Origin of the sequence: Streptomyces sp. 4N124 (assembly GCF_052245395.1) — a bacterium.
Taxonomy (GTDB): Bacteria; Actinomycetota; Actinomycetes; order Streptomycetales; family Streptomycetaceae; genus Streptomyces.
Genome location: NZ_JBQQBS010000068.1, coordinates 1 through 22,315, shown reverse-complemented (window position 1 = coordinate 22,315; position 22,315 = coordinate 1). Strand labels below are relative to the sequence as shown.

20 protein-coding genes and 1 pseudogene are annotated in these 22,315 nt (G+C 68.3%); 13 read left to right on the top strand and 8 right to left on the bottom strand.

Annotated elements, in window-relative coordinates; all coding sequences use genetic code 11:
• Nucleotides 1-58: 58 nt before the first annotated feature.
• The 3 genes from ACTWQO_RS41695 to ACTWQO_RS41685 form a co-directional block, all read right to left on the bottom strand.
• Complete coding sequence (locus ACTWQO_RS41695; RefSeq protein WP_443242589.1) at nt 59-1,030, bottom strand: quinone oxidoreductase family protein; 972 nt, start codon at nt 1,028-1,030, stop codon at nt 59-61.
• 34 nt (nt 1,031-1,064) lie between these two features.
• Entirely contained in the window at nt 1,065-1,445 is a 381-nt protein-coding gene (locus tag ACTWQO_RS41690; RefSeq protein WP_443242588.1) for a nuclear transport factor 2 family protein, read from the bottom strand.
• Between the two features lie 96 nt (nt 1,446-1,541).
• Nucleotides 1,542-2,312 carry an SDR family NAD(P)-dependent oxidoreductase gene (locus ACTWQO_RS41685; RefSeq protein ID WP_443242587.1) on the bottom strand — a complete coding sequence of 257 codons (771 nt, stop codon included), beginning with the start codon at nt 2,310-2,312 and terminating at the stop codon, nt 1,542-1,544.
• Nucleotides 2,313-2,607: 295 nt separating this feature from the next.
• Here ACTWQO_RS41685 and ACTWQO_RS41680 point away from each other — a divergent pair, with 295 nt between their 5' ends.
• Complete coding sequence (locus tag ACTWQO_RS41680) at nt 2,608-3,219, top strand: TetR/AcrR family transcriptional regulator (protein ID WP_443242586.1); 612 nt, start codon at nt 2,608-2,610, stop codon at nt 3,217-3,219.
• Between the two features lie 341 nt (nt 3,220-3,560).
• On the opposite strand, the gene ACTWQO_RS41675 is transcribed toward ACTWQO_RS41680, so the two are convergent.
• Nucleotides 3,561-4,796 (bottom strand): epoxide hydrolase family protein, encoded by a 1,236-nt coding sequence (locus ACTWQO_RS41675; protein ID WP_443242585.1) that lies wholly within the window; start codon nt 4,794-4,796, stop codon nt 3,561-3,563.
• Nucleotides 4,797-5,037: 241 nt separating this feature from the next.
• Here ACTWQO_RS41675 and ACTWQO_RS41670 point away from each other — a divergent pair, with 241 nt between their 5' ends.
• Both ACTWQO_RS41670 and ACTWQO_RS41665 read left to right on the top strand, forming a co-directional pair.
• Nucleotides 5,038-6,006, top strand: coding sequence for an alpha/beta hydrolase (locus ACTWQO_RS41670; protein ID WP_443242584.1), 969 nt, complete (start codon nt 5,038-5,040; stop codon nt 6,004-6,006).
• A gap of 188 nt (nt 6,007-6,194) precedes the next feature.
• Complete coding sequence (locus tag ACTWQO_RS41665) at nt 6,195-7,139, top strand: NADP-dependent oxidoreductase (protein ID WP_443242583.1); 945 nt, start codon at nt 6,195-6,197, stop codon at nt 7,137-7,139.
• 106 nt (nt 7,140-7,245) lie between these two features.
• Here the strand turns inward: ACTWQO_RS41665 and ACTWQO_RS41660 are convergent, their stop codons facing one another.
• Nucleotides 7,246-8,967 carry an MFS transporter gene (locus tag ACTWQO_RS41660; protein WP_443242582.1) on the bottom strand — a complete coding sequence of 574 codons (1,722 nt, stop codon included), beginning with the start codon at nt 8,965-8,967 and terminating at the stop codon, nt 7,246-7,248.
• Nucleotides 8,968-9,029: 62 nt separating this feature from the next.
• Nucleotides 9,030-9,479, bottom strand: a complete 450-nt coding sequence (locus ACTWQO_RS41655; RefSeq protein WP_443242581.1) for a MarR family winged helix-turn-helix transcriptional regulator — start codon at nt 9,477-9,479, stop codon at nt 9,030-9,032.
• Nucleotides 9,480-9,665: 186 nt separating this feature from the next.
• Between ACTWQO_RS41655 and ACTWQO_RS41650 the strand changes: the two genes are divergently transcribed.
• On the top strand, nt 9,666-10,607 hold the full coding sequence (locus ACTWQO_RS41650; protein ID WP_443242580.1) for a 2-dehydropantoate 2-reductase: 942 nt from the start codon (nt 9,666-9,668) through the stop codon (nt 10,605-10,607).
• Nucleotides 10,608-10,623: 16 nt separating this feature from the next.
• Here ACTWQO_RS41650 and ACTWQO_RS41645 read toward each other — a convergent pair whose 3' ends face one another.
• Nucleotides 10,624-12,375, bottom strand: coding sequence for a thiamine pyrophosphate-binding protein (locus ACTWQO_RS41645; protein ID WP_443242579.1), 1,752 nt, complete (start codon nt 12,373-12,375; stop codon nt 10,624-10,626).
• 181 nt (nt 12,376-12,556) lie between these two features.
• On the opposite strand from ACTWQO_RS41645, the gene ACTWQO_RS41640 reads away from it, so the two are divergent.
• From ACTWQO_RS41640 to ACTWQO_RS41605, 8 genes are all read left to right on the top strand, one after another.
• Nucleotides 12,557-13,153: a TetR/AcrR family transcriptional regulator gene (locus tag ACTWQO_RS41640; protein WP_443242578.1), complete on the top strand. Its 597-nt coding sequence runs from the start codon at nt 12,557-12,559 to the stop codon at nt 13,151-13,153.
• A 55-nt stretch (nt 13,154-13,208) separates the two neighbouring features.
• Nucleotides 13,209-13,838 carry an MFS transporter gene (locus ACTWQO_RS41635; RefSeq protein ID WP_443242577.1) on the top strand — a complete coding sequence of 210 codons (630 nt, stop codon included), beginning with the start codon at nt 13,209-13,211 and terminating at the stop codon, nt 13,836-13,838.
• Between the two features lie 62 nt (nt 13,839-13,900).
• The gene (locus ACTWQO_RS41630) at nt 13,901-14,344 is read left to right on the top strand and encodes a nuclear transport factor 2 family protein (RefSeq protein ID WP_443242576.1); all 444 of its coding nucleotides are present in this window, start codon (nt 13,901-13,903) and stop codon (nt 14,342-14,344) included.
• A 48-nt stretch (nt 14,345-14,392) separates the two neighbouring features.
• A complete protein-coding gene (locus tag ACTWQO_RS41625; RefSeq protein ID WP_443242575.1) occupies nt 14,393-15,622 on the top strand; it encodes an epoxide hydrolase family protein in 1,230 nt (409 codons plus the stop codon).
• A gap of 155 nt (nt 15,623-15,777) precedes the next feature.
• Complete coding sequence (locus ACTWQO_RS41620) at nt 15,778-16,236, top strand: nuclear transport factor 2 family protein (protein WP_443242574.1); 459 nt, start codon at nt 15,778-15,780, stop codon at nt 16,234-16,236.
• 68 nt (nt 16,237-16,304) lie between these two features.
• A complete protein-coding gene (locus ACTWQO_RS41615) occupies nt 16,305-17,549 on the top strand; it encodes an epoxide hydrolase family protein (protein ID WP_443242573.1) in 1,245 nt (414 codons plus the stop codon).
• A 249-nt stretch (nt 17,550-17,798) separates the two neighbouring features.
• Nucleotides 17,799-18,827: an alpha/beta fold hydrolase gene (locus ACTWQO_RS41610; RefSeq protein ID WP_443242572.1), complete on the top strand. Its 1,029-nt coding sequence runs from the start codon at nt 17,799-17,801 to the stop codon at nt 18,825-18,827.
• A 117-nt stretch (nt 18,828-18,944) separates the two neighbouring features.
• Nucleotides 18,945-19,145, top strand: coding sequence for a hypothetical protein (locus ACTWQO_RS41605; RefSeq protein ID WP_443242571.1), 201 nt, complete (start codon nt 18,945-18,947; stop codon nt 19,143-19,145).
• 581 nt (nt 19,146-19,726) lie between these two features.
• Here ACTWQO_RS41605 and ACTWQO_RS41600 read toward each other — a convergent pair.
• A pseudogene (locus ACTWQO_RS41600) lies at nt 19,727-19,876 on the bottom strand (aldehyde dehydrogenase family protein); the annotation flags it as partial.
• Between the two features lie 401 nt (nt 19,877-20,277).
• Between ACTWQO_RS41600 and ACTWQO_RS41595 the strand changes: the two are divergent.
• A partial coding sequence (locus ACTWQO_RS41595) for an AAA family ATPase (protein ID WP_443242615.1) occupies nt 20,278-22,315 on the top strand: 2,038 nt, incomplete at its 3' end.

The window sequence follows — 22,315 nt, the reverse complement described above, 5'->3', positions numbered from 1 at the left end:
GGAGGCCGGGGGATCGTCGCTCCGTTGTGCGGAGCTGCCCGGTGTGTCCGTGGCCCGTTCAGAGGCGCGGGTCGAGCAGGAGCTTGCCGGAGGTGCGCCGAGATTCGATGTCGGTGTGTGCCTGCTCGGCGGCGCCCAGCGGGTAGCGCTCGGTGATGTCGATGCGCAGCTTGCCCTCTCGGATCTTGTCGAACAGGTCTCCGGCGTGCCTGAGCAACAGCTCTCGGTTGTGGATGTGGTCCGCGAAGACGGCGTAGGTGACCCTGATGCTCTTGGGCAGGTCGAACAGCCGCACCGTGGGAATGTCGCCGAGCAGCGGGCCGTAGTAGACCAGGGTCCCGACCCGGCGCAGCACCCCGATCGAGGGCCAGAACGTGGTGGCGCCGCCGCCGTCGAAGACCGCGTGCACGCCCTCGCCGTTGGTCAGGTCCCTGACCCGGTCCACGAAGTCACCACCCGAGGAGACGAGGACCTCATCCGCGCCCGCCGCCTTCGCGGCCTGGACCTTCTCCTCGCGCGAGACCAGACCGATCACCCGTGCGCCACGCAGCTTGAGCAACTGGGTGACGATGCGCCCCACACCGCCGGCGGCGGAGTGCACGAGCGCGGTCTCACCGTCGGTCAGAGGTGCCGACTCGGTGACGAAGTGGTGCGCGGTGAGTCCCTGCATCATCGTCGCGGCGGCGACGTCGCTGGGGATGTCGTCCGGGACCGGGACGGCCTGGGCGGCGGGGACCGCGATCCGCTCGGCGTAGCTGCCGTAAACGAACGCCCAGGCCACCCGATCACCGATCGCGAAACCGCTGACGCCCTCACCGATGGCGGTGACCCGGCCGGCCCCCTCGACCCCGGGGACGAAGGGCGGGTTGCCGGGCACCGAGAATCCGGCACGAGTGCCGGTGTCCATGAAGTTGATACCGGAGAAGTCGACTTCCACCACCAGTTCCCCCGGCCCGGGCTCGGGGTCGGGCCATTCCTTCAGCCGGAGTGCTTCCGGTCCACCCAGCTCTTCCACTACTACAGCGCGCATGGTGCACACCTCCTTCTTCGGTGAAGTGGTCAGCTCAGGCCTGCAGCAGGGTGGAGGCGTAGGCGGGGTTGGTGTAGTCGCGCCAGGCCGTGATCCTGCCGTCGCGGAGCTCGTAGACCGCCATGTTCATCACCGGGGCGAGCTTGCCCCCGGGCAGGGCGAGCCCGTGGATCTGCTCGGCGATGACGACGTCACCGTTCACCGCCTGGTGCACGGTCTCGAACTTGATCTGAGCGAAGTTCGCGAAGACGCCCTTCCACAGGGCGATGACCGCGTCACGGCCCTCGACCGGCGAGTCGCCATAGGCGGTGAAGACGACGTCGTCGGCCAAGAACGGGGCGAGCGCATCGGCGTTCTGTGTGTTAAAGGTGTCCACGAAGTCGCGGACCAGTGTGTCGTTGTCGGTGACAGACATGATGAAGATCTCCATGTTCGGTAGATACGTGTGATGGGGTGTCGCTCGGCGTCGGCCCGCTGCCCAGCACTGTGGGTGCCGGGGCTGCCGGGCCGGTCAGCCTGCGATGACGGCGACCGCGGTCCTGCCGCCGTCCACGTCGAGCACGGTGCCGTGCACGAACGCGGACTCGTCACTGCCCAGGTAGACGGCCGCCTGGCCGATGGCCTCCGGGGTGCCGGTGCTGCCGTGTGGGGTGCCCTTCATCATCGCCTCGGCGGGGTTCGGGCCGGTCTCGTCGGGGTCGGGGGTGAGGACGACGCCGGGAGAGATGGCGTTGACCCGGATCCCGCGGTCGGCGAACTCGGCGGACCAGGAGCGGGTCAGAGCCTCCAACGCGCCCTTGGACGCGGTGTAGGCGACACCCAGGGGAAGACCCTGCCGGACGGCCCAGGAACCGAGATTGATCACCGCACCGCCGCCCGCCTCCGCCATGTGGGGTGCGAGTTGGGCGGTAAGGAAGAACGGCGCCTTCACGTTGACGGCGAAGATGCGGTCGAAGGTCTCCTCGTCGGTGTCCAGCGTTCCGTTGGCCGGGAAGATGCCGGCGTTGTTGACCAGGATGTCGACCCGGCCACCGAGAGCGGTGAGGGCGGCGTCGGCGAGGGCCAGGGAAGCGGCGGCCGAGCCATCCAGGGCGGCGGCGACGAAGTCGGCGCGGCCACCGTCGGCACGGATCTTCTCCACGACCTCGGCACCTCGCTCGGCGTCACGGCCGGAGACGACGACGTGTGCGCCCTCCCTGCCGTACGCGACGGCCACCCCGCGGCCGATGTTGCTGGTGGAACCGGTGATGAGTGCGGTCTTGCCCTGCAGACGATCGCCCATGACGGGTCTCTCCTGACGTTGATGTACGGCTGCCGGGGAACGGTCGGCCGCGCGAGGTTGAAGGGCCGCGGATGAGCAGCCCCGATGAGTTACCGAGACGATGAGGACTTACCTGACCGCCCGGTCATTTTCACTGTAGACCATAAGATGACCGTGCGGTCAAGTTATTCCGACATCCGGATCGGGCCACTCCGGTAACCCGAAGGGAAGATGACCGGCTGGTCATCTTCAGCATACGCAAAGCTGACCGCGCGGTCACCTTGGTGTACGGTTCCCATACGGAGAGGAGAGCGAGATGACGAACCCCATGGCCGACCGGCCGCTGCGCAGCGATGCCGTGCGCTCACGGAAACTGCTGCTCGAAGCGGCCGCGTCGGCCTTCGCCGAACAGGGGACCAACGTCTCCATCGCGCAGATCGCCGAACGGGCCGGGATTGCCAAAGGCACCGTGTTCCGCCACTACGCGACGAAGGAGGACCTGGTCGCCGCCATCGTCTGCGAGAACATCGACACACTCGTCGACACCGGTGAACGGCTCAAGCTGGCCGCCGACGCCGGCGAGGCGCTGCGTGACTTCATGACCGCGATTCTCGAAGTCCAGGCCAGCGACCGGGCCTTCTGTGAGGTCTCGACCGGGATCGCGCACGACCAGCCGGCCGTTCGAGCCGGGACAGAGCGGCTCCAGGCCATCGCCGACGCACTGACCGAGCGGGCCCGCCGACAGGGTGCCATTCGCCCCGAGATCACCGGTCAGGACGTCATGCTGCTGGTCAGCGGCGTGTATCAGACCGCCGCTCCCCTGCGCTCCTCTCATCCGCAGCTGTGGCGGCGCTACCTCAGCCTGGCGTTCGACGGCATGCAGGCCGGCAACGCCGCCGAGCTGCCGCCGTTCGACGCCGGCCGCTGAGGAGCACGGCCCTGTGCGCACCGGACGCGTGTGAAGCCGTGGCCGCCGAGGGGAGTCGGCAGCCACGGACGGCGCGATGGCATACATACTTCTCTCCGACAGGCTGAGCCTGCTGCTGGAGGGGACACACATATACCGAGTTACGCTAACACGTATGAATAGTGGAGACATGGTTTCCGGGGCCGCCAGTGCCTTTCAGACGGCGGTCCCGGCCTGATGGCCGCGTCGGCATACGAGGTGCTGATCTGCAGGACGTCGGCGCGAAAACGTCACGGCAGCCCTGAGGGCAGCCACGGTCCGGCCCGCGTCGGGAGTCCCGCCGTGGGCCGGGCCAGGATGGGTCATCGGACCTTGCGGAAGGTCTCCCGAATGTCTCCCGTGAAGGCCTCGGCGTTCTCCCAGGCGACGAAGTGGCCGCCCTTCTCGTGCACCTTGATGTTGATCGGATTGAGCCATGCCCTGGTGGGACCGTTCTCGAAGGCGGCGATACGCTCCTCGGCGGTGCGGACGTCCGGCGGGTAGGCGTCGCCCAGCAGATACGTGAGCCCGGCCGGCGGCTCGATCTGCGGCTGCCGGTCGTGCTCGGGCTTCCACGGATAGCGCAGTGAGTTCTTGTACATGCGGATGGACGAGCCGATCGACTGGGTGACCCAGTAGGTGGTGGCCTGGGTGAGGATGAAGTCGCGGGGGAACACCTCGTCGAAGTCACCCCAGCGGTCGCTCCACTCCTTCCAGCGCTTCAGCAGCCAGGCGAGCATCCCGACGGGCGAGTCGTTCAGCGCGTGGGTGACGACCTGCGTCTCCAGCATGTGGGTGGCGACGTGGCCGGCCCGGGTCGCCTCGAAGTACAGCCAGTCCTCGCGGAACCGCTCCGTGGCCTCCTCGGGGATCTTGAACCCCTCGGTCACGTCCCAGTACTTGTCGGACTGGAAGAAGCCCGGGACGAGCTCGCCGCCGTAATGCACACCGACCACGTGATCGGCGTACTTGTGGCCCAGCTGACTGGTGACCAACGCGCCGTAGTCGGAGCCGATGGCGCCGTACTTCTCGAAGCCCAGGACCTCGGTCATGAGCTTGTGCATGATGTCGGCGATCTTCCAGTAGTTGAGGTCTCCCCTGCCGACCGGGGTGGACCACGCGAAGCCGGGCAGCGACGGCACGACGAGGTCGAAGGCGTCGGCCGGGTCACCGCCATATGCGGCCGGGTCCGTCAGCGGCCCGATCAGCTTGCTGTTGAAGTCGGGCGTCCAGGGCCAGCCGTGGTGCAGGAGAACCGGCAGACGGTTCGATCCCTTGCCCCGCACATAGATGAAGTGCACGGGCGTGCCGTCGATCTCGACCCGGTGCTGATTGTGGGAGTTCATCCGCTGTTCCTGGGCACGCCAGTCGAACCCGTCCGCCCAGTACTCCACCAGCGGCCTGATGTACTCCGTGCTCAGACCGTAGTAGCCGGTCTCGTTGTCCAGGTCCGCGTCGAAACGCGTCGCCCTCAGACGGGTCCGCAAGTCGTCCAGGACATCCTGCGGAACGTTGATCGAATACCGCTCCAGGGAACGGCCGTTGCCGTTGTCACTCATAGACCCGCTGCTCTCTCGTGATGACATTTATCCATCTTCCGATGCTTTACACACGTATTCCCGTATCGCCCACCCTGGCGTCCGGCCGCTGAGTATCACAACCCACGGAACATGTGACATGTTCCACATGTGTGCTCATGCCCTGGTCCACGTTAGCCACATGTATGACCGTCGGATGACTGAAGACGTTTCTGGGCCAGTCGCACACACTGGTGAAAACCACTTCTCACGGAGGTCCAAGATGACCTATCGCTACGATCCCGAGATCGCCCCTTTGGTCCCACACTTTCCCGATGTGGACTTCAGCGACGTGGCAGCGCTGCGCAAGGCGGAGGCCGCGATCATGGAGTTCGGGACGTACAAGCCCCCAGTCGCCGTCGACACCCGTGACTTCACCGTACCGGGCAGGCAGGGGGACCCCGAGGTCGAAGTACGTCTCTACAAGCCGGCCGACCGTGACGGGCTCCTTCCCGGCATCGTGTACATGCACGGCGGCGGATTCGTGATCGGCAGCATCGACGCCTTCGACACCGAGACGAGACGGATCGCGGCCGAAGTCGGCGCCGTGGTGCTGTCGGTGAACTACCGGCTCGCTCCGGAGCACCCGTTCCCGGCCGCTCTCAACGACTCGTACGCCGCCCTGACCTGGCTGGTCGAGCACGCGGACGAGCTGGGAGTGGATCCGGAACGCGTCGCGATCGCCGGGGAGAGCGCCGGCGCGGGCCTGGCCGCCGGCGTCGCGCTGTACGCACGTGATCACAGCGGTCCCGCCCTGCGCATGCAGTATCTGAGCATTCCGGCGCTGGACGACCGTATGGACACCCCTTCCATGAGGGAGTTCACGGACACTCCCGGATGGAAGCGGTCCAACGCCGAGGTGGCCTGGGACTTCTACCTCGGCGGCAAGGGCATCCGCGGCGGGGAGGGCGTCAGCCCGTACGCGGCGCCGGCGCGTGCCGAGAGCCTCGCGGGTCTGCCGCCCGCCTTCATCCTCGTCGGTGAGTTCGATCCGCTGCGCGACGAGGACCTGGCCTTCGCCCACCGGCTGATCGCGGACGGTGTGCAGACCGAGCTGCACTTCTACCCGGGCATTTGGCACGGCACAAGTCAGATGGCCCCGCAGGCCGAGGTGAGCCGACGAATGGTCGCCGAACAGCTCGCTGTTCTGCGTCGTGGCCTGCGCCCGGCAGGGGAAACCGCTCAAGCCTGACAGGCCGGGCAGGTCCGTCCGCCGAGGACCACGTGGTCCTCGGCGGGCGGGGATCAGCGGGGAGGGCGGGCTCGGCACTTTCCGCGGGCCGTGCGCTCAGTAGGTGAAGTCCCGCCGCAGAGTCGATATCCCTCACACATGTGAGGAGACCCACGTCATGTCCTTATCCCCTGTCCGTGGAGGGAACCATGAAAGCAGTAGGTGTGTCCCGGTTCGGAGGTCCCGAGGCACTCGCCGTGTTCGACCTGCCGGAGCCCCACGCCGGTCCGGGCCAGGTGCGTGTACGTGTGCACGCGGCGACGGTCAACCCAGGCGACCGTTACCTGCGCAACGGCTTCGCCGATGTCAGCGCGGTGCGGCCCCCTTACGTCCTGGGCGCGGAGGCGGCCGGCGTCGTCGACGAGATCGGCCCGGGGACGGTCACCGGCCTGCGCGTCGGAGACCGGGTGATGGCGGTGGTCGTACCCAATGAGTCGACCGGCGGCGCCTACGCCCAGTACCTCGCGCTCCCCGCGCAGCGGGTCGCCCTCGCGCCCACGGGCAGCAGCCACAGTCAGGCGGCGACCCTGCCGATGAACGGGCTGACCGCCCGCCTCGCCCTGGACCTCGTCGGCCTCGCGCCGGGACAGACAGTCGCGGTCACGGGCGGCGCCGGAGCGGTCGGCGGATACGTGGTGCAGCTGGCCAAGGCCGAGGGCCTCACCGTCATCGCGGTCGCCGCGCCGGCCGACGAGGAACTCGTCCGCGACCTGGGCGCCGACCTGGTGGTGGGCTGGAGCGGCGACGTCGGCCGCAGCATCCTCCAGGCCGTGCCCGACGGCGTGTACGGCCTCGTGGACACCACCGGCGTCGGAGCGGCGGCGGCCCTGGCCGTACGGGAAGGCGGATCCTTCTCCAGCACCGTCGGCGGCGTCGATTCCGCGAGCCTGCGGCAGCGTTCCATCCGCAGCCACACGGCTGTATTCACGCAGTATCTCGACGATGTGGCGCACCTCGACCGGCTGCGCTCCCAGGTCGAGAAGGGGGAACTTACCCTGCGGGTCGCCCGGACCCTGCCCGCGGAGGAGGCCGCCACGGCACACCGGCTGCTGGACACCCGCGGGATTCGGGGCCGGATGGTGCTGGAGTTCTGAACACCGGCGGCCGACCGGTATGAGCATCTCTCGCGACCCTCCGACCGGCGCGGACTGTCGAGCGCAGGGCATGGTGCGCCCGACAGTCCGTGCCGGTCGGGACGCGTCAGGCCGCGCTGTCACGCAGTTGCGCGAGGCTGTCCTTGGTGAGGTGCCGCGGTTCGCTGTCAGGGTCGACGAGAACGACCGTGCAGGTGGCTGCATGGGTGAGGGCGGCGGTGAAACTGCCGTCCGTGAACTGGGCGACGTGGCCGCGCGGCGACCGGCCCACCGCGACGAGGCGGGCCTGGACGTCCGCGGCGTGCCGGGCCAGCGCGCGGCCGGCGGCGGCGTGGTCGCCGACGCCGTTCAGGACCTGACCCGTGGCCGTGACGCCCTGCGCGGCGAGCCGGTCGAGATGGGCGACGACAGCGGCACGCGCCTGCTCGTCGCTCTCGGTCCGCACGGCCTGCTCCTCAACCACCGCGATCTGCCGAACATGTACGACCTCCAGCGGGCTGCCGGTGTCACGGGTGAGCGCGGCCGCAGCGTCGACGACAGCGGAGGCGCTGTCGTGGGCTCCTACGGCGACGACGACCGGCGCGGTGCCAGCGGTGGCCGTATCGCCGACAGGGGCGAACGACGGCGCGATCGGCTCGCCCTCACCTGCGCTCTCCTCGGCATGGCGCAGCAGACCGTGGCTGCTGGCGAGCACCGGAATGGCGAGGACGAACGTCGCGGCGCCGACGTAGAACGGCACGCTCAGGTCGGTCGCGTCGGCGATTTTCCCGGCAGCGTACGGGGCGAGGCCGCCACCGATGAAGCGCACGAAGCCGTACGCGGACGAGGCGACCGAGCGCTCGACGGGGGACACGAGCATGACGGCCTGGGTGGTGAGGGTGTTGTTGATCCCGAGGAACACGCCGCTGACGACGACCGCGACGATCACCGTCGTCGGACTGTCGACGCCCGCGCCGATCACCGCCATCACGACGCCCATGCCGAGCAGGTTGGCGTAGAGCACGGGGGCGGTGCCGAAGCGGGCCTGGAGGCGCGGGGCGAAGAACACACTGAACGCGGCCACCAGCAGGCCCCAGCCGGTGAAGACCAGGCCGAGTTCGTGGGCACTGAGCGCCATGGGGTAGGGGGCGTATCCGAGCATGGTGAAGAAACCCCAGTTGTACAGCAGAGCCATGATGCCCATGGTCAGCAGACCGCGGTGGCGCAGTGCCTTCAGCGGGTCGAGCGGTGAGGTGCGCTGTTTCGGCTTGGGCAGGCTGGGGACGAACAGCGCGGTGGCGGCCAGGGCGATCGCCATGAGGACTGCCACGCCGAAGAACGGGCCGCGCCAGCTGATGCCGCCCAACTCGCCGCCGAGCAGCGGGCCGACGGCGATCCCCAGGCCGAGCGCGGCCTCGTAGAGGATGATCGCGCCGCTGAAGCCACCGCTCGCGGAGGCCACGATGACGGCCAGCGAGGTCGCGATGAACAGCGCGTTGCCTAGGCCCCAGCCGGCCCGGAAGCCGACGATGCCGTTGATCGAGCCGGACGTGCCGGCCAGGGCCGAGAACACGACGATGACCGCAAGGCCTATGACGAGGGTGCGCTTGGCGCCGAAGCGGCTGGAGAACCAGCCGACGAACAGCATCGCCACCGCGGTCACGATCAGGTAGCTGCTGAACAGCAGGGAGACCTGGCTCGGTGTGGCGTGGAGGTTCTCGGCCAGGGCGGGCAGGATCGGGTCGACCAGGCCGATACCCATGAACGAGATCACGCAGGCGAACGCCACGGCCCAGACAGCCTTGGGCTGCCTGAACGGGCTGGCAGCCCTTCCATGCGGTGCAGTCATGTGCGTTTGTCTCCAACGTTGCAGGACGGTTGAGGAGGACGGGGCGTGCACGCGGGGCGGAGTCAGCTGGGGGCCTGGTGGTCCTCGATGGCCCGGGCGAGGGCGGGCAGGGCGATGCGCACCGCCTGCCGTTCGGGCTCGGACAACTCCTCGATGAGCAGGTGCAGCGCGTGTGCCCGCTCCGCGCGCCGCTGCCGGAACACTTCCAGGCCGGTGTCGGTGACCTCCACCAGTACGGCCCGACCGTCGTTGTGGTCGGCGACGCGGCGCACCAGGCCCGCGCGCTCCATACGAGTCACGAGCTGGGTCATGTTGGGCTGGGAGACCGCCTCGGACCGTGCGAGGTCGGTCAGGCGGCACGTCCCCTCCCGGATCAGCCTGCCGAGCGCCGACGAGGCGGCCGTACTGAGGCCGCCGGCGACGGAGTAGTGGCGCATGTGGCGGACCATCCGCTCGACGGCGATGATCAGGTCCTCGACCGGGGCATCGGTCTCCGTAACTCGCTCATGCATAAGCCCATTATGCATATACATGTAGCATGAATCAAATACCTTCCATCGACACGTGTGACGCGTCGGCTGGTTCGAGTGTGACTTGATCCGGTGAACCAATTGAGATGACAGATCCGTATTGCTATCGGTACGTGACCCAGACACCGATGCGGCCCGGCATCGGTGTTGTGAGACCTGGAGAAGCCCATGACGTCTGCAGAGAGCCGTGCCCGCCAGTCCGTGGCCGTGATCGGCGCGGGAGCGGTAGGAGGTGTGTTCGCGTGGGCCATGCACAAGGCCGGACACGACGTCTCGCTGTGTGTGAGGACCCCGTTCGACGAGCTGGTGATACAGACCTCCGGCGGCGAGGAGCGCGTGCCCGTACGCGTGGTCACCGATCTCCACGATGTGAAGCCGGTGGAGTGGGTACTGCTGGCGGTGAAGTCCTTCGACACCGTCGGCACCGCCCGCTGGCTTGCCGCGCTGTGCGACCAGGACACCACCGTCGTCGTACTGCAGAACGGCGTCGACCAGGCCGACGGCGTACCCGGCCTGGTTCCCGGAACGACTGTCCTGCCGTCATTGGTGTACATCCAGGCCGAGCGTCAGGCACCGGGGCGGATCCGTCTCGGCTACGGCAACAGCATCGACGTCCCGGCCGGGCCCGAGGCCGACCGACTGGTGCGGCTGTTCCGCGGCAGCGGGATGAACGTACGTCCGCAGACAGATCTGACCACGGCCGCCTGGCGCAAACTCATGCTCAACGCCGCGGTGAACCCTCTGACGGCTCTCACCCTGCGCCGGATGGAAGTGATGCAGGACTCCATGATTCTCGAGCTCGCCGCGGGCCTCATGCGCGAGACGCTCGCGGTGGCCGTCGCGGTCGGGGCCGAGCTCACCGAGGCCGACGTGGAGCATACGCTGGCGTTCATGCGTGAGTTCAGCGAGGGAAACGGCACGTCGATGCTGTACGACCGGCTCGCGGGCAACGCGCTGGAATGGGAAGCGCTCAACGGGGCCGTGGTCAGGAACGCCGAGGCCCACGGGATCGACGTCCCCCTGAACCGTGCCAGTACGGCGTTGCTCCACGCCCTGAGCCCCCAGAGCACGACGACCGACGGTGGCACCCAGGTACACCCCGCCGCGTGAAGGCCCTTTCTCCGTGTTACGGACGGTTGACCGGCCGGCCGCTGATGAGCGTGGTGAGCCCGGCGAAGCAGTCGGCCACAACCCCGGGTACGACCTTGCAGTCGAGCACCAGGACGCCTTCGGCTCCCTGGGCCTGCCAGTCACGGACCACGGCGAGGTCGTCCGCTGAGCGCACCGTGGCGCTCCGGGCGCCGAGCGCACAGGCCGTCCCGGCGAAGTCGGTATCGCCGAAGAGCATGGAGCCGGGGTCGGCGCCGCGGTCGCCGAACAGGACGACCTCCATGCCGTAGCCGCCGTCGTCGTAGATCACCACGAGCGCCGAGCGTCCGGTGCGCACCAGGGTCTCCAGTTCGGGCAGGCCCATGAGCGCGCCGCCGTCGCCCAGGGCGACCACGGTCGTTCGGTCCGGTCGGCCCACGGCCGCGCCGACCGCGCCCGCGAAGCCGAGGCCGATGCTCTGGAAGGCGGCCCCGGTGAAGACGTAGCCGGCCGGGTCGGGAACCGACCAGTACATGGCCGGCCAGCCCACGAAGTGGCCGCCGTCGGTGACGAGTGTGCGTGCCTCGGGCAGCAGCCCGGCCAGGCCGAGGGTCAGCGTACGCGGATCGATCCGGCCGTCCGTGCGCGCCTCCTCGAAGCGCTCCTGGTCCCAGCCAAGGCTCGTGATCCGGTAGGTGACGTCGTCGCGCCAGGTGGACCGGGAAAGGCCGCGCGCCCGGACACCGTCGAGCAGGGCCGCGGCCGCGTCGGTGGCGTCGCCGGTGACGAGGAGGTCGACGCGGTCGGTGGTCGGGGCAGGTGCGGTGTCCACCTGCACGAGCACCGCCTCGGGGGCGAGCAGCCCGCCATCGGCCAGCGTCCACTGGTCGAGGCTCGCCCCGAAGACGAGCACCACGTCGGCCTGGCCGATCAACTCGGCGGCGCGCGGCGAGGCGAACCCGCCGCACACACCCAGCGACCAGGGATTGCCGGCGAAGAGGCCGCCGGCCATGGCGCTGGTCGCGTAGAGCGCGCCGAGCCGGTCTCCCAGTTCGGTGACGACCTTGGCGGCTCCCGAGCGCCAGGCGCCCAGCCCACCCAGGACGAGGGGCCGTTTCGCGGTGGCCAGTGCGTCCAGCACCGCGGCCGTCCCGGTGGCGTCCGCCGCCTTCCGGCGGGGTCGCTCCGGCAGCCGCTCAGCCGGCACTTCCTCGGTGACCTTGGCCGTGATCAGGTCGTGCGGCAGGCACAGCGCCACGGGCCGCTGCTCGCCGCGCGCCAGCCGCAGCGCCCGCAGCGTGTCGGTGCGCGCCGTGGCGAGATCGGTCAGCCGCACCACGGGTACGCCGAGGGAGTCCAGGAAGGCCTTCTGGTCGATGTCGATCCTGCGCGGCCCCGTCGAGGGCGTGTCGCCGCACAGGAGCAGCACACCACTGCGGTGTTTGACCGCGTCGGCCAGGCCCGTGGCGGTGTTGGTGAGCCCTGGACCGCTGCCCGTGGTGCACACGGCGACCTCGCCGCTGGTCCGGTAGTAGGCGTCCGCCATGGTGATCGCGCCGCCCTCGTGACGTGCGGACAAGTACCGCACGCCGTGGCGGGTGAGACCGGCGACGGCGAGGACGTTGCCGTTGGCCACGACGCCGAAGGCATGCCGTACGCCTTCCTCGGCGAGTGTCTGTCCGATCGCTTCGGCCAGCGTCGTCATCGCCTCGCCCCCGTCGTGCCAGAGGTTCGCGATCGCGGTGGCCGCGGTGCCGTCAGTTGGCGTTCCGGAGCCGCCGGCTGCCATGTCCTTGAGGAACGCTGCATGGCTACCTTCCCGTTCACATGAGCTGTTTTCACACCGAACACGTGTCGAGCGCCGGAAGAAGTTCACGTTTGCCACGGGAAGGTGCGACCGAGGTATGCGCGTGGACTCCCCTGCGAGGAGGGATGGACCGAAAGGTCCAAAGAAGTGGGATGATGGTGAGATGAACAAGGGAATGACCGCCAAGGGCAGGGCTACCCGACAGCGCATCATCGTCGCTGCCGCGATGCTGACCAGGGACAAAGGAGCGGCCGAGACGACGCTCGACGACCTGCGGGCAGCCACGGCCACCAGCAAGAGTCAGCTGTTCCACTACTTTCCCGAGGGCAGGTCCGACATCCTCGCGGCCGTGGCCGAGTACGAGGCGGGACAGGTCCTCGAGGCGCAGCAGCCGTATCTCAGCGATCTCTCCACGTGGGAGTCCTGGCAGGGGTGGCGGCAGGCAGTTCTCGACCACTACACGGAACTGGGGCAGAAGTGCCCCCTCGGTAGCCTCACCACCGAACTGGGCAAGTCCTCGCCCCAGGCCCGCTCGATCGTCACCGCCCTCTACGACGAATGGGAGGCGGCTCTCGTGCGCGGCGTGGAGGCAGTCACGTCCGACGAGGAGGAAGCCGTGCGGCGACGGGCGCGGAGCATCCTGGCGGCCGTACAGGGCGGTGTGGTCATGCTTCAGGGGACGGGGCGTACGGACTATCTCGACGCGGCCCTGACCGCGGCGATCAGTCCGTTGCGGCCTGTGACCGCGGGCACAGCGTAGGCCTGGACGCAAGATTGGACTTGACGGTCCTGTTTTGACGAGTCAAGATTGGACCATGTCATCCAATCCTGCCTCGGGGCGCTCCCCCGGCCCCGCGACCCGGACGCGCCCCTTCCGCGCGGGAGGGGCGCAGGCCTCGCTGGCGCTGCTGTCGGTCGCCTCGGTCTCGTACGCCCTGGTCCAGTCCGTGGTGAATCCCGGTCTGGAGGCGCTGCGCGATCACGTCCACACGAGCCGGCTCGGAGTGGGATGGGTGCTCACCGGCTTCCTGCTCTCGAGTGCCGTCCTGACACCCGTGCTGGGACGAGTCGGTGACCAGGTCGGCAAGCGCCGCGTGCTCGTCCTCGCACGCGTCCTTCAGGGCGCCGGCGGTGCCACACTGCCCCTGGCCTTCGGCCTGGTACTCGACCTGGTGCCCCGACGCCAGGTCGGCACCGCGGTCGGCACGATCGCCGCCGTCAGCTCCGTCGGCGGGGCACTCGGGGTACTGGTCGCCGGCCCCATCGTCTCCTCGCTGGGTGTCGCCTGGCTGTTCCGGCTTCCTGCCCTCGCCAATGGGCTCATCTCGGTCACCGTGTGCACATCGGCGCGGACCAGACCGCGCAAAGCGCCGCTCCGGTACCCGTTCCTGAGGCAGCGGGCGAAGCTCAACCTGCCTCCACATGTGTCACCGGCAGTCATATGACCGATACGTGGACAAGACACATCTGTTAGCAATAGACACATCTCGGCGAAGGAAGGCGGAACATGTTCGCCACGACACATACCGACCTCGACCAGATCCGTGAACTGAGGGCCCGCTACGTCCGGTACGCCGACACCAAGCAATGGGAAAAAATGGTGGGAGTCTTCACCGACGACGCCGTCATGCGATTCCGCAACGTCGACGGCACACTCGCCAACGTAGTCACCGCGGGCGAATTCGCGAAGACCATCGGCGACCGTGTCGGGGCGGGCCAGCCCATCCACCATCTGTTCACGCACGAGGTCACATTCACCTCGGACACAACCGCTCAAGGTGTGTGGGCCATGGAGGACCGGATCTACCACGATCGCGAGGCCCATCCCGAGGCCCCTTTCTCCTTCCTGCACGGCTTCGGCCACTACCACGACACGTATCGCAAGGTCGACGGCGAGTGGCGCATCTCCGACTGCGAGCTCACCCGGCTGCGACTGAAGATCGTTCCCTGACCCGTCACTGTCCCGGTCACACCTCACCACCCCGAGAGAGATCCCCACATGTCCAGCAGGCCCTTCCCCCTGGCCCCCACCACCATCCACGTCCCCGATGAGGTGCTCGTCGACCTCAAGGAGCGTCTGCAGCGCACCCGTTACGCCGTGGACGCCGGCAATCGCGACTGGTACTACGGCGTGGACGGCCAGTACCTGAAAGAACTGATCGACTACTGGATCGACGGATACGACTGGCGCAAGGCAGAAGCCGGGCTCAACCAGTACGAGCAATACCAGGTCGAAGTCGACGGCGTGCCCATCCACTTCATGCGCAGGGCCGGTGTCGGCCCCAACCCGAAGCCGATGCTGCTCCTTCATGGCTGGCCCTGGACGGTCGCGATGGCCACCAAGGTCATCGACAAACTCGCCGATCCGGGTGCCCACGGCGGCGACCCGGCCGAGGCGTTCGACGTCATCGTCCCCTCGACGCCCGGCTTCGGCTGGTCCACGCCCCTGCCCGACAACCCGGACATGAACTTCTGGAAGGCCGCCGACCTGTTCCACAAGCTGATGACGGAGGTCCTCGGCTATGAGAAGTATGCGGCCACCGGCTCCGACCTCGGCTCCATGGTGACCGCCCAACTCGGCCACAAGTACTACGAATCCCTGTACGCGATCCACGTCGGCTCACCGATCCCGCTGAACATGTTCAACGGCGACCGGGCCTGGGATCTGACCGCTGGCAGGACCATTCCCGAGGGCACGCCCGAGGACATCCGGGCCGGGATCCTCTCCGTCCACAAACGCTTCGTCGCCCATGTCGCCGTGCACGTCCTGGACTCCAGCACCCTCGGCCACGCGCTGAGCGATTCCCCGGCCGGCATGCTGGCCTGGATCCTCGAGCGGTGGACGAACTGGAGCGACAACGACGGCAACGTCGAGAACGTCTTCAGCAAGGACGACATCCTCACCAACGCGACGATCTACTGGGCAACCAACTCGATCAGCACGTCGATGCGGATGTACGCCAACGCCAACCGCTACCCGTGGACCCCGTCCCACGACCTCACCCCGCCCGTTCAGGCACCCACCGGCATCACCTTGGTCGGCTACGAGAACCCGCCGGGCGTGACCACCGAGAACCGGGTCCAGGACTTCCTGGGCAGCCCCCGGGCGCCCTGGTTCAACCACGTCAACGTCACCGCGCACCCGGACGGAGGCCACTTCGTGTTCTGGGAAGTGCCCGATGCCTGGGTCGACGACGTGCGCCGCACCTTCCGCGGACGCACCGACTGACGGTCGCACCGACCAAGAGCACGATGCGGGGCACCTTGGCGATGTTCGCATCACCTGCACGTTCTCGCCGGCCCTCGGCGGACACACATGCCGTCGGAGACGGAACTGCCGGCGCCGCGGAGATCCACACGTCACTCGAAGAAGGAAGATCGATCATGGAAACCATTGAGCGCCTCAGCATCACCGAGGAACTCCGCCGTCTGATGGCCCGCTACGTCCGTTACGCGGATCACCAGCGCTGGGAGGACCTGGCGGACCTGTTCACACCTGACGGAACCTTCACCCCGCACAAGCCGGACGGATCGGTGTGGCTGCGTATGCACGGCCGGGACGAGATCGCCGAGACGGTCGGCTCCAGCGGCGGCCCCGGTGTCACCCTGGTCCACCACCTGTTCTCCGACGAGATCGACGTCGACTCGGGGACCACCGCCCACGGCGTGTTCGCGATGGAGGACATCGTCAACCGGCCCGAGGACGCCGGGGTGTCCGAAACGATTCCCTTCAGGGGCATGCACGGCTTCGGTCATTACCACGCACGTTTCGTCAGGGTCGATGGTTCCTGGCTCATCGCCGAGCTCAAGCAGACCCGAATCCGTCTGGACTTCACCGCCTGACCGCTCCCGCGGCCCTTTCGGACTTCCGTGCAGCAACCTCCCTTTCATTCACACACGAAGGCATCGCCATGAGCAACAGCAACGAGCCCGAGCCCGTCGCGCTTGAGCCGTACAACATCGACGTCCCCCAGGACGTCCTCGACGACCTCAAGGAGCGCCTGAAGAAGACCCGCTACTTCGACGACCTGGACAACGAGGAGGAGTACTACGGCATCAGCACCGCATACCTGAAACCGCTCGTGGAGTACTGGGCGGACGGCTTCGCCTGGCGTGCGCAGGAGAAGCGGCTGAACTCCTACAACCAGCACAAGGTCGAAATCGACGGCGCACCCGTGCACTTCGTGTACGAGCGCGGCAAGGGCCCCAACCCGATCCCGCTCATCATCAGTCCCGGATGGCCGTGGCCCGGCGAGTTCAGCTACGCGCTCATCGGCCCGCTGACGGACCCGGCCGCCCATGGCGGTGACCCGTCCATCTCGTTCGACGTCATCATCCCGGACCTGCCCGGCTTCGCCTGGTCCACCCCGGTCGGCAGAGGCGACCTGAACTACTGGAAGATCGCCGACATCCTGCACAAGCTCATGACCGAAGTGCTGAGCTACGAGAGATACGGGGCGGCGGGTTCCGACTACGGTGCTCTGGTGACGAGTGCGCTCGGCCACAAGTACGCCGACAGCATCATCGGACTGCACTACGGCCACGACATGCCTCCGGGCCAGTTCGCCAACGAGCGGTTCTGGGATCTGACCGACGGCAACAAGATCCCCGAGGACGCCTCGCCGGAGCTGCGGGAGGGCTTGCAGAACCTCGTCAACACGTATGTCTCCCACGTCGCCGTCCACATGCTGGACGGATCGACTCTCACCCATGGTCTGAACGACTCCCCCATCGGAATGCTCGCCTGGCTGCTGCGGCGGTGGAAGAAGTGGAGCGACAAGCGGGGCAACTTCGAGGAGGCATTTCCCCGCGACTTCATACTCACCCAGGCCACCATCTTCTGGGTGACACAGGCCATCGGCACCTCGATCCGCATGTACCGCAACGCGGAGCGCCACCCGTGGGTGCCCTCCCACGATCGCCAGCCCGTCGTCGAACCGCCGGCCGGCTTCACCTTCCTGCTCGGTGACGCCTACCCGCCCGCCATCAACACCGTCGAAGAGCGCATCGCCGCCTTCGAGAACGGGCCCACGCGCAGCTCTTTCAACGTGGTCAACACCAACGCCCACATGAAGGGCGGCCACTTCGTCCACTACGAGAACCCTGAGGCGTTCGTCGCCGACCTCGTTGAAACCTTCCGCAGGATCGGCGGCTGACCCCGCAAGCGACGGGCCTTCGCTCCGATCCCGGAACGGGGGCCCGTCGTCGTAGCGCCGCTTCAGCGCGTGCCGTCCGATCGCAGCACATAGAGCACAGCGAGTCGACACATGTGACAGCGCCTCCGTCGTCGGTTCCTTGACAGAGACACCCGACATGAGGATCCTCGTAACCAGTTAGAGCGGTGACGCGCGGAGAGTGTGTGCACATGTGTCTCACGCACTCCGAATCGAATACGAGGAGATCACATGATCAGCAGACGGAGACTGACCCAGGCCATGACGGCGGCAGCGGCGACCGGAGCCGCCGGTCTCACCGGGTCAAGTCAGGCGTCGGCACGCACGAACACGGCGCCGACCGGCCGGACTGCACGTGGTCTGGGACCGGTTCGCCACATCCGCGCCGACGTCCTCGACATCGCCTACCACGACGTCGGACCGGCCCACGGCACACCGGTGATCCTCCTCCACGGCTGGCCCTTCAGCCCCGTAGGCTCCTACGCTGAGGTGGCACCCGCGCTCGCCCGGCGCGGCTATCGCTGCTACATCCCCTACCTGCGCGGCCACGGAGAGACCCGGTTCCTCCGTGACGACACCCCCCGGTCCGGCGAGCAGGCGGCGCTCGGCGCGGACCTGATCGCCTTCATGGACGCCCTGCGTCTACCCCGGGCCCTCTTCGCCGGATACGACTGGGGCGGGCGGGCCGGTGACGTCGCCGCGGCAGTGTGGCCGGAGCGCTGCACCGGCGTGGTCTCCGTGAACGGCTACCTCATCCAGAACCTCGCCGTCGCTCAGGAGCCGCTGGCACCCGCGCTCGAGGAGGGCTACTGGTACTTCTTCTACTTCCTCACCGAGCGCGGGCGGAAGGGACTTCAGCGCAACCGGGAGGACTTGGCGCGGGTTGTCTGGCACCGCAACTCGCCCGAATGGCAGTTCACCGAGGCCGAGTTCGCGCAGGCGGCGGAACTGTGGACCAACCCGGACTACGTCGACGTCGTGATCCACGGGTACCGGCACCGCCTCACCGCGGCCGCCGGCGATCCCCGTTACGCGGACTTGGAGAAGCGGTTGCTGGCGCAGCCGAAGATCACCGTTCCTGCCGTCACCCTGGACGGACAAGCCGACGGCGTCATCCCGCCGACCGACGGGAGCGGCTACGCCGCCCACTTCTCGGGGCCCTGGCACCACCACGTCGTCCCGAGGGCCGGCCACAACCTCCCCCAGGAGCGGCCCGACGCCTTCACAGCCGCGGTCCTGGAAGTCGACGCCATGGGATGACCGGCCCCACTCAGCAATCGTCACCGCCTTGACAGGTGACGCAGGCGGCGGCATGCTGATAGTCGTCCAAGGCAACAACCAGGACGCCATCCACGATCGACGAAGTGGGGCACGGCCATGAACAACGGGCTCACCACGGAAGCCGCCGAGGCGGCGGTACGACACGCGCGATTCGGCAGTCTCCCCGAGCGCATACGCTTCGAGGACATGACCACAGAGGCCGAGGCCGCGCCGGCCGACGGGGTGAACGCATCGTCGTACGACCCCGAGGGCGGCTGGAAGTACTACTCGTGCCTCGCTCTCGACCTGGGACTGTAGACACCCGGCACACATGGACATCCTTGTGCGCGGATGATTGCACATCCTGCAGAGTCACGTGTTTACATGACCGGACTCAGCGTCCGGCACAAGGGCGCATGGCATACGTCCCAGACCTCGAAGGCCCCGTGATCCACCGCGGGGCCTTCCTGCTGACCGGCGAGGCCGGCGGTGATGGCCAGCACAGGAAGCGGTCGCCATCGGTCTGCACGCCCGCCATGATGAGCAACCCCACCCCGGAGATGTTCCCCGGTGACCGGAGCGCGCCGCCGAGGCGATCCATCAGGCCATCAACACCCTGGAGTCGGCCAGCCGGCTCGTGCCGGGCAGCGGCGCATCGGCGTCGAGCTGTACCAGCTGCGGGCCGAGTTCGAGGTGGCAGGGGGCCAGCGCGTTCAGCACGGACTTCCGGGGGTTGCCGACGACGCGGTGCTCTGAGCTCCTGGGTCGGGGGCGTCGGTAGGCAGCCGAAATGGCGCCGCCAGCGGCAGGTGGTCGGGCCACCTGCCGCGTCGGCGGTTGTTCTGTGCTGCGCGAGGACCGGGGTGCTCGTCCGGCCGGGAGTCAGAGGGTGGCCTTGAACCGCCGAACGGGCCGTCGAAGGCGACGGATGCGCCGTTGACGGTGGTGGCGCCGGTGCGGATGCGGCGGGCGACCGCCAGGGCGTGGGCCTCGTCGGAGGACCAGACGCCGCGGGAGAGGCCGTACTCGGAGTCGTTGGCGATGCGGACGACGACACGATCGGACGGCGCCGGGACGCTTCCGTCCACAAGGTCGACGCCTTTGCTGCGCCGCACCCCTGACGAAGACTTGCTCCGCCGGGACAAGCCGCGCGGATGGTCGTGGCCGCTGTTGCCCGGACTCGTGAAGCTGGCGTCGCTTCGGCTGGCGCACCTGAGCACCGGGCAGGCGTCCGATTTGGTGATCGAAACATATCTGCACGCCATCGGTATTCGGCGCCTCCGTGCTTCCCCCGATCCAGCGGCGGCCGGGACGCCGGAGTTGGCGGAGCTTATGCCCCCAGCCGACTTCACCGAGAAAGTGGGGCCCCGCACACATAGGCTCGGAGAGTGCACACATGTGGCTGGTTCTGTGGTGAGGGGAGTGGGACGCCGTGGAGTCGCTCGTGACGATGATCGGCCGGGACGGAGAACGAGGGCGGCTGTCCGCGTTCGTGACGGCCGCTGAGGGGCAGGCGCTCGTCCTCAACGGGGACACGGGGGTGGGCAAGAGCGCCCTGCTCGACCATGTCGCCCAAGTGGCGGCGCAGGCAGGGCACACGGTGATCCGGGCCGCCGGAGTCGAGGCGGAGTCCGGGCTCCCGTTCGCCGGCCTGCACCAGTTGCTCCACTCCCTGCTGCCCTCCGTTGAGGGTCTGGACCAGGTGCACCGCACCGTGTTCGCCACCGCCTTCGGTCGGAGTGACGGGAAGCCGCCGTCGGTGATGTCGCTCGGCATCGCCGTCCTTGGCCTGCTGTCCCTGACCTCCTCGGCGAAGCCATTGCTCCTGGTCATCGACGACGGTCAGTGGCTGGACGCCTCCAGCATCGCGGTGATCGGGTTCGTGGGGCGTCGGCTCGCCGGCAACTCGGTGAAGCTCGTGGTCGGGCTGCGCTCGGACATCGCATCAGGCTTCGACACCTCCGCCCTGCCGGAGCTGCCGGTCAGGGCCCTGTCGGACAGGGCCGCGCGGCAGCTTCTGGACCGGCGCCACCCGGACCTGAACGCATCTGTCCGCCGTCTGGTGCTGGACCAGGCTGGGGGTAACCCGCTGGCCCTGCTCGAACTGCCCGCCCACATCCGCGTCGGTCCTGCGGAACTCGCGACCGCCGGGGTGCTCGGACTGCACGATGCCTCACTGCCGCTGCCCCGGCGCCTCCAACACGCATACGGCACACGTGTCAGAGCGCTCAGCGACGACGTCCGTGAGGAGCTACTGCGCGGCGCGCTCGACGGTGTCGGAGCGACACCCGGAACGGCGCCCGCACCCGGTCTGGGGCGCTACCGCATGCGCGACGCCGACGAGGCGGTGGCCTGTGGTCTGCTGGACATCGATCCGCTCAGCGGCGACTTCGTCTTCCGACACCCCCTGGTGCGTTCCACCGTGGTGCAGACGGCTACGCCCAACCAGCGGCGCGCGGCTCACGCGGCCCTCGCCCACACGCACCGCGACGACGTCGAGCGGCGGGCCACGCACCTGGCGGCTTCGACGGTCGACCCCGATGAGCAGGTCGCGGCCGCGCTGGAGGCGGCGGCCGAGTCCGCTACCCGGCGGGGCGGCGCGGTGGCCGCCGTGGCCTGGTTGACCCGTGCCGCGGAACTCAGCGAGAGTCGCGAGGAACGGTCCCGCAGGCTCGGCGACGCGGCCTTTGTCGCCGGACATGCGGGACTCTCCGACCAGGCGCAGCACCTCGTCCGGTCCGACCGGACATCGGGCACGGACGAGTCTCCGGCCTCTGTGGTCACGTCGGCGTATATGGCGCTGTTCGAGGACGGAGACGTGCGGCACTCGCACCGCCAGGTGACGGCAGCCATCCTGAACCTGCGCGACCACGAACCGCACAAGCCGTCCGAGGTACTCACTCGGCTCGTGAACCTGCTGCTGGCGATCGACCAGTACGCCGGTGACCCGGCCCAGTGGGAGCAGACCCGCGCGTTGCTCGGCTCACTGGGCGATCTGGCCCCGTCGCGCTCTCTGATCTACCGCGACGCGTGGGGCGACGTGGTCCGGCACGGTGCCGGTGTACGGGAGCGGGTGGAGCGTGAGTTCGCAGGCGTTGCGGACATGGAACCCTGGGACGTCACCCGGCTGTCCGTCGCGGCCTACCACGTGGACACGCTCAGCCAGTACCGGCCGCATCTGCAGCGCACCGTGGACCACGAGGCGGAGACGGGCTTCGTGCGCAACAGTATGACCGCGCTGCACCTGATCATGCTGGACCAGATGACGGTAGGTGAGTGGGACGAGGCCGAGCGCACCGGGTCGAATTGCCTCGATCTGACGACAACGCACGGATACCTGTTGCTCGCTCATCACACCCGGGCGTATCTGGGTCTGGTGGCCGCGTTGCGGGGCCAGGTGGACCGCGCCCGGGAACTGCAGGCCACCGTCGACGCCTGGGCCCGCCCCCGCGGCGTCGGATTCCTCACCCAGATCACCGACGCCATCG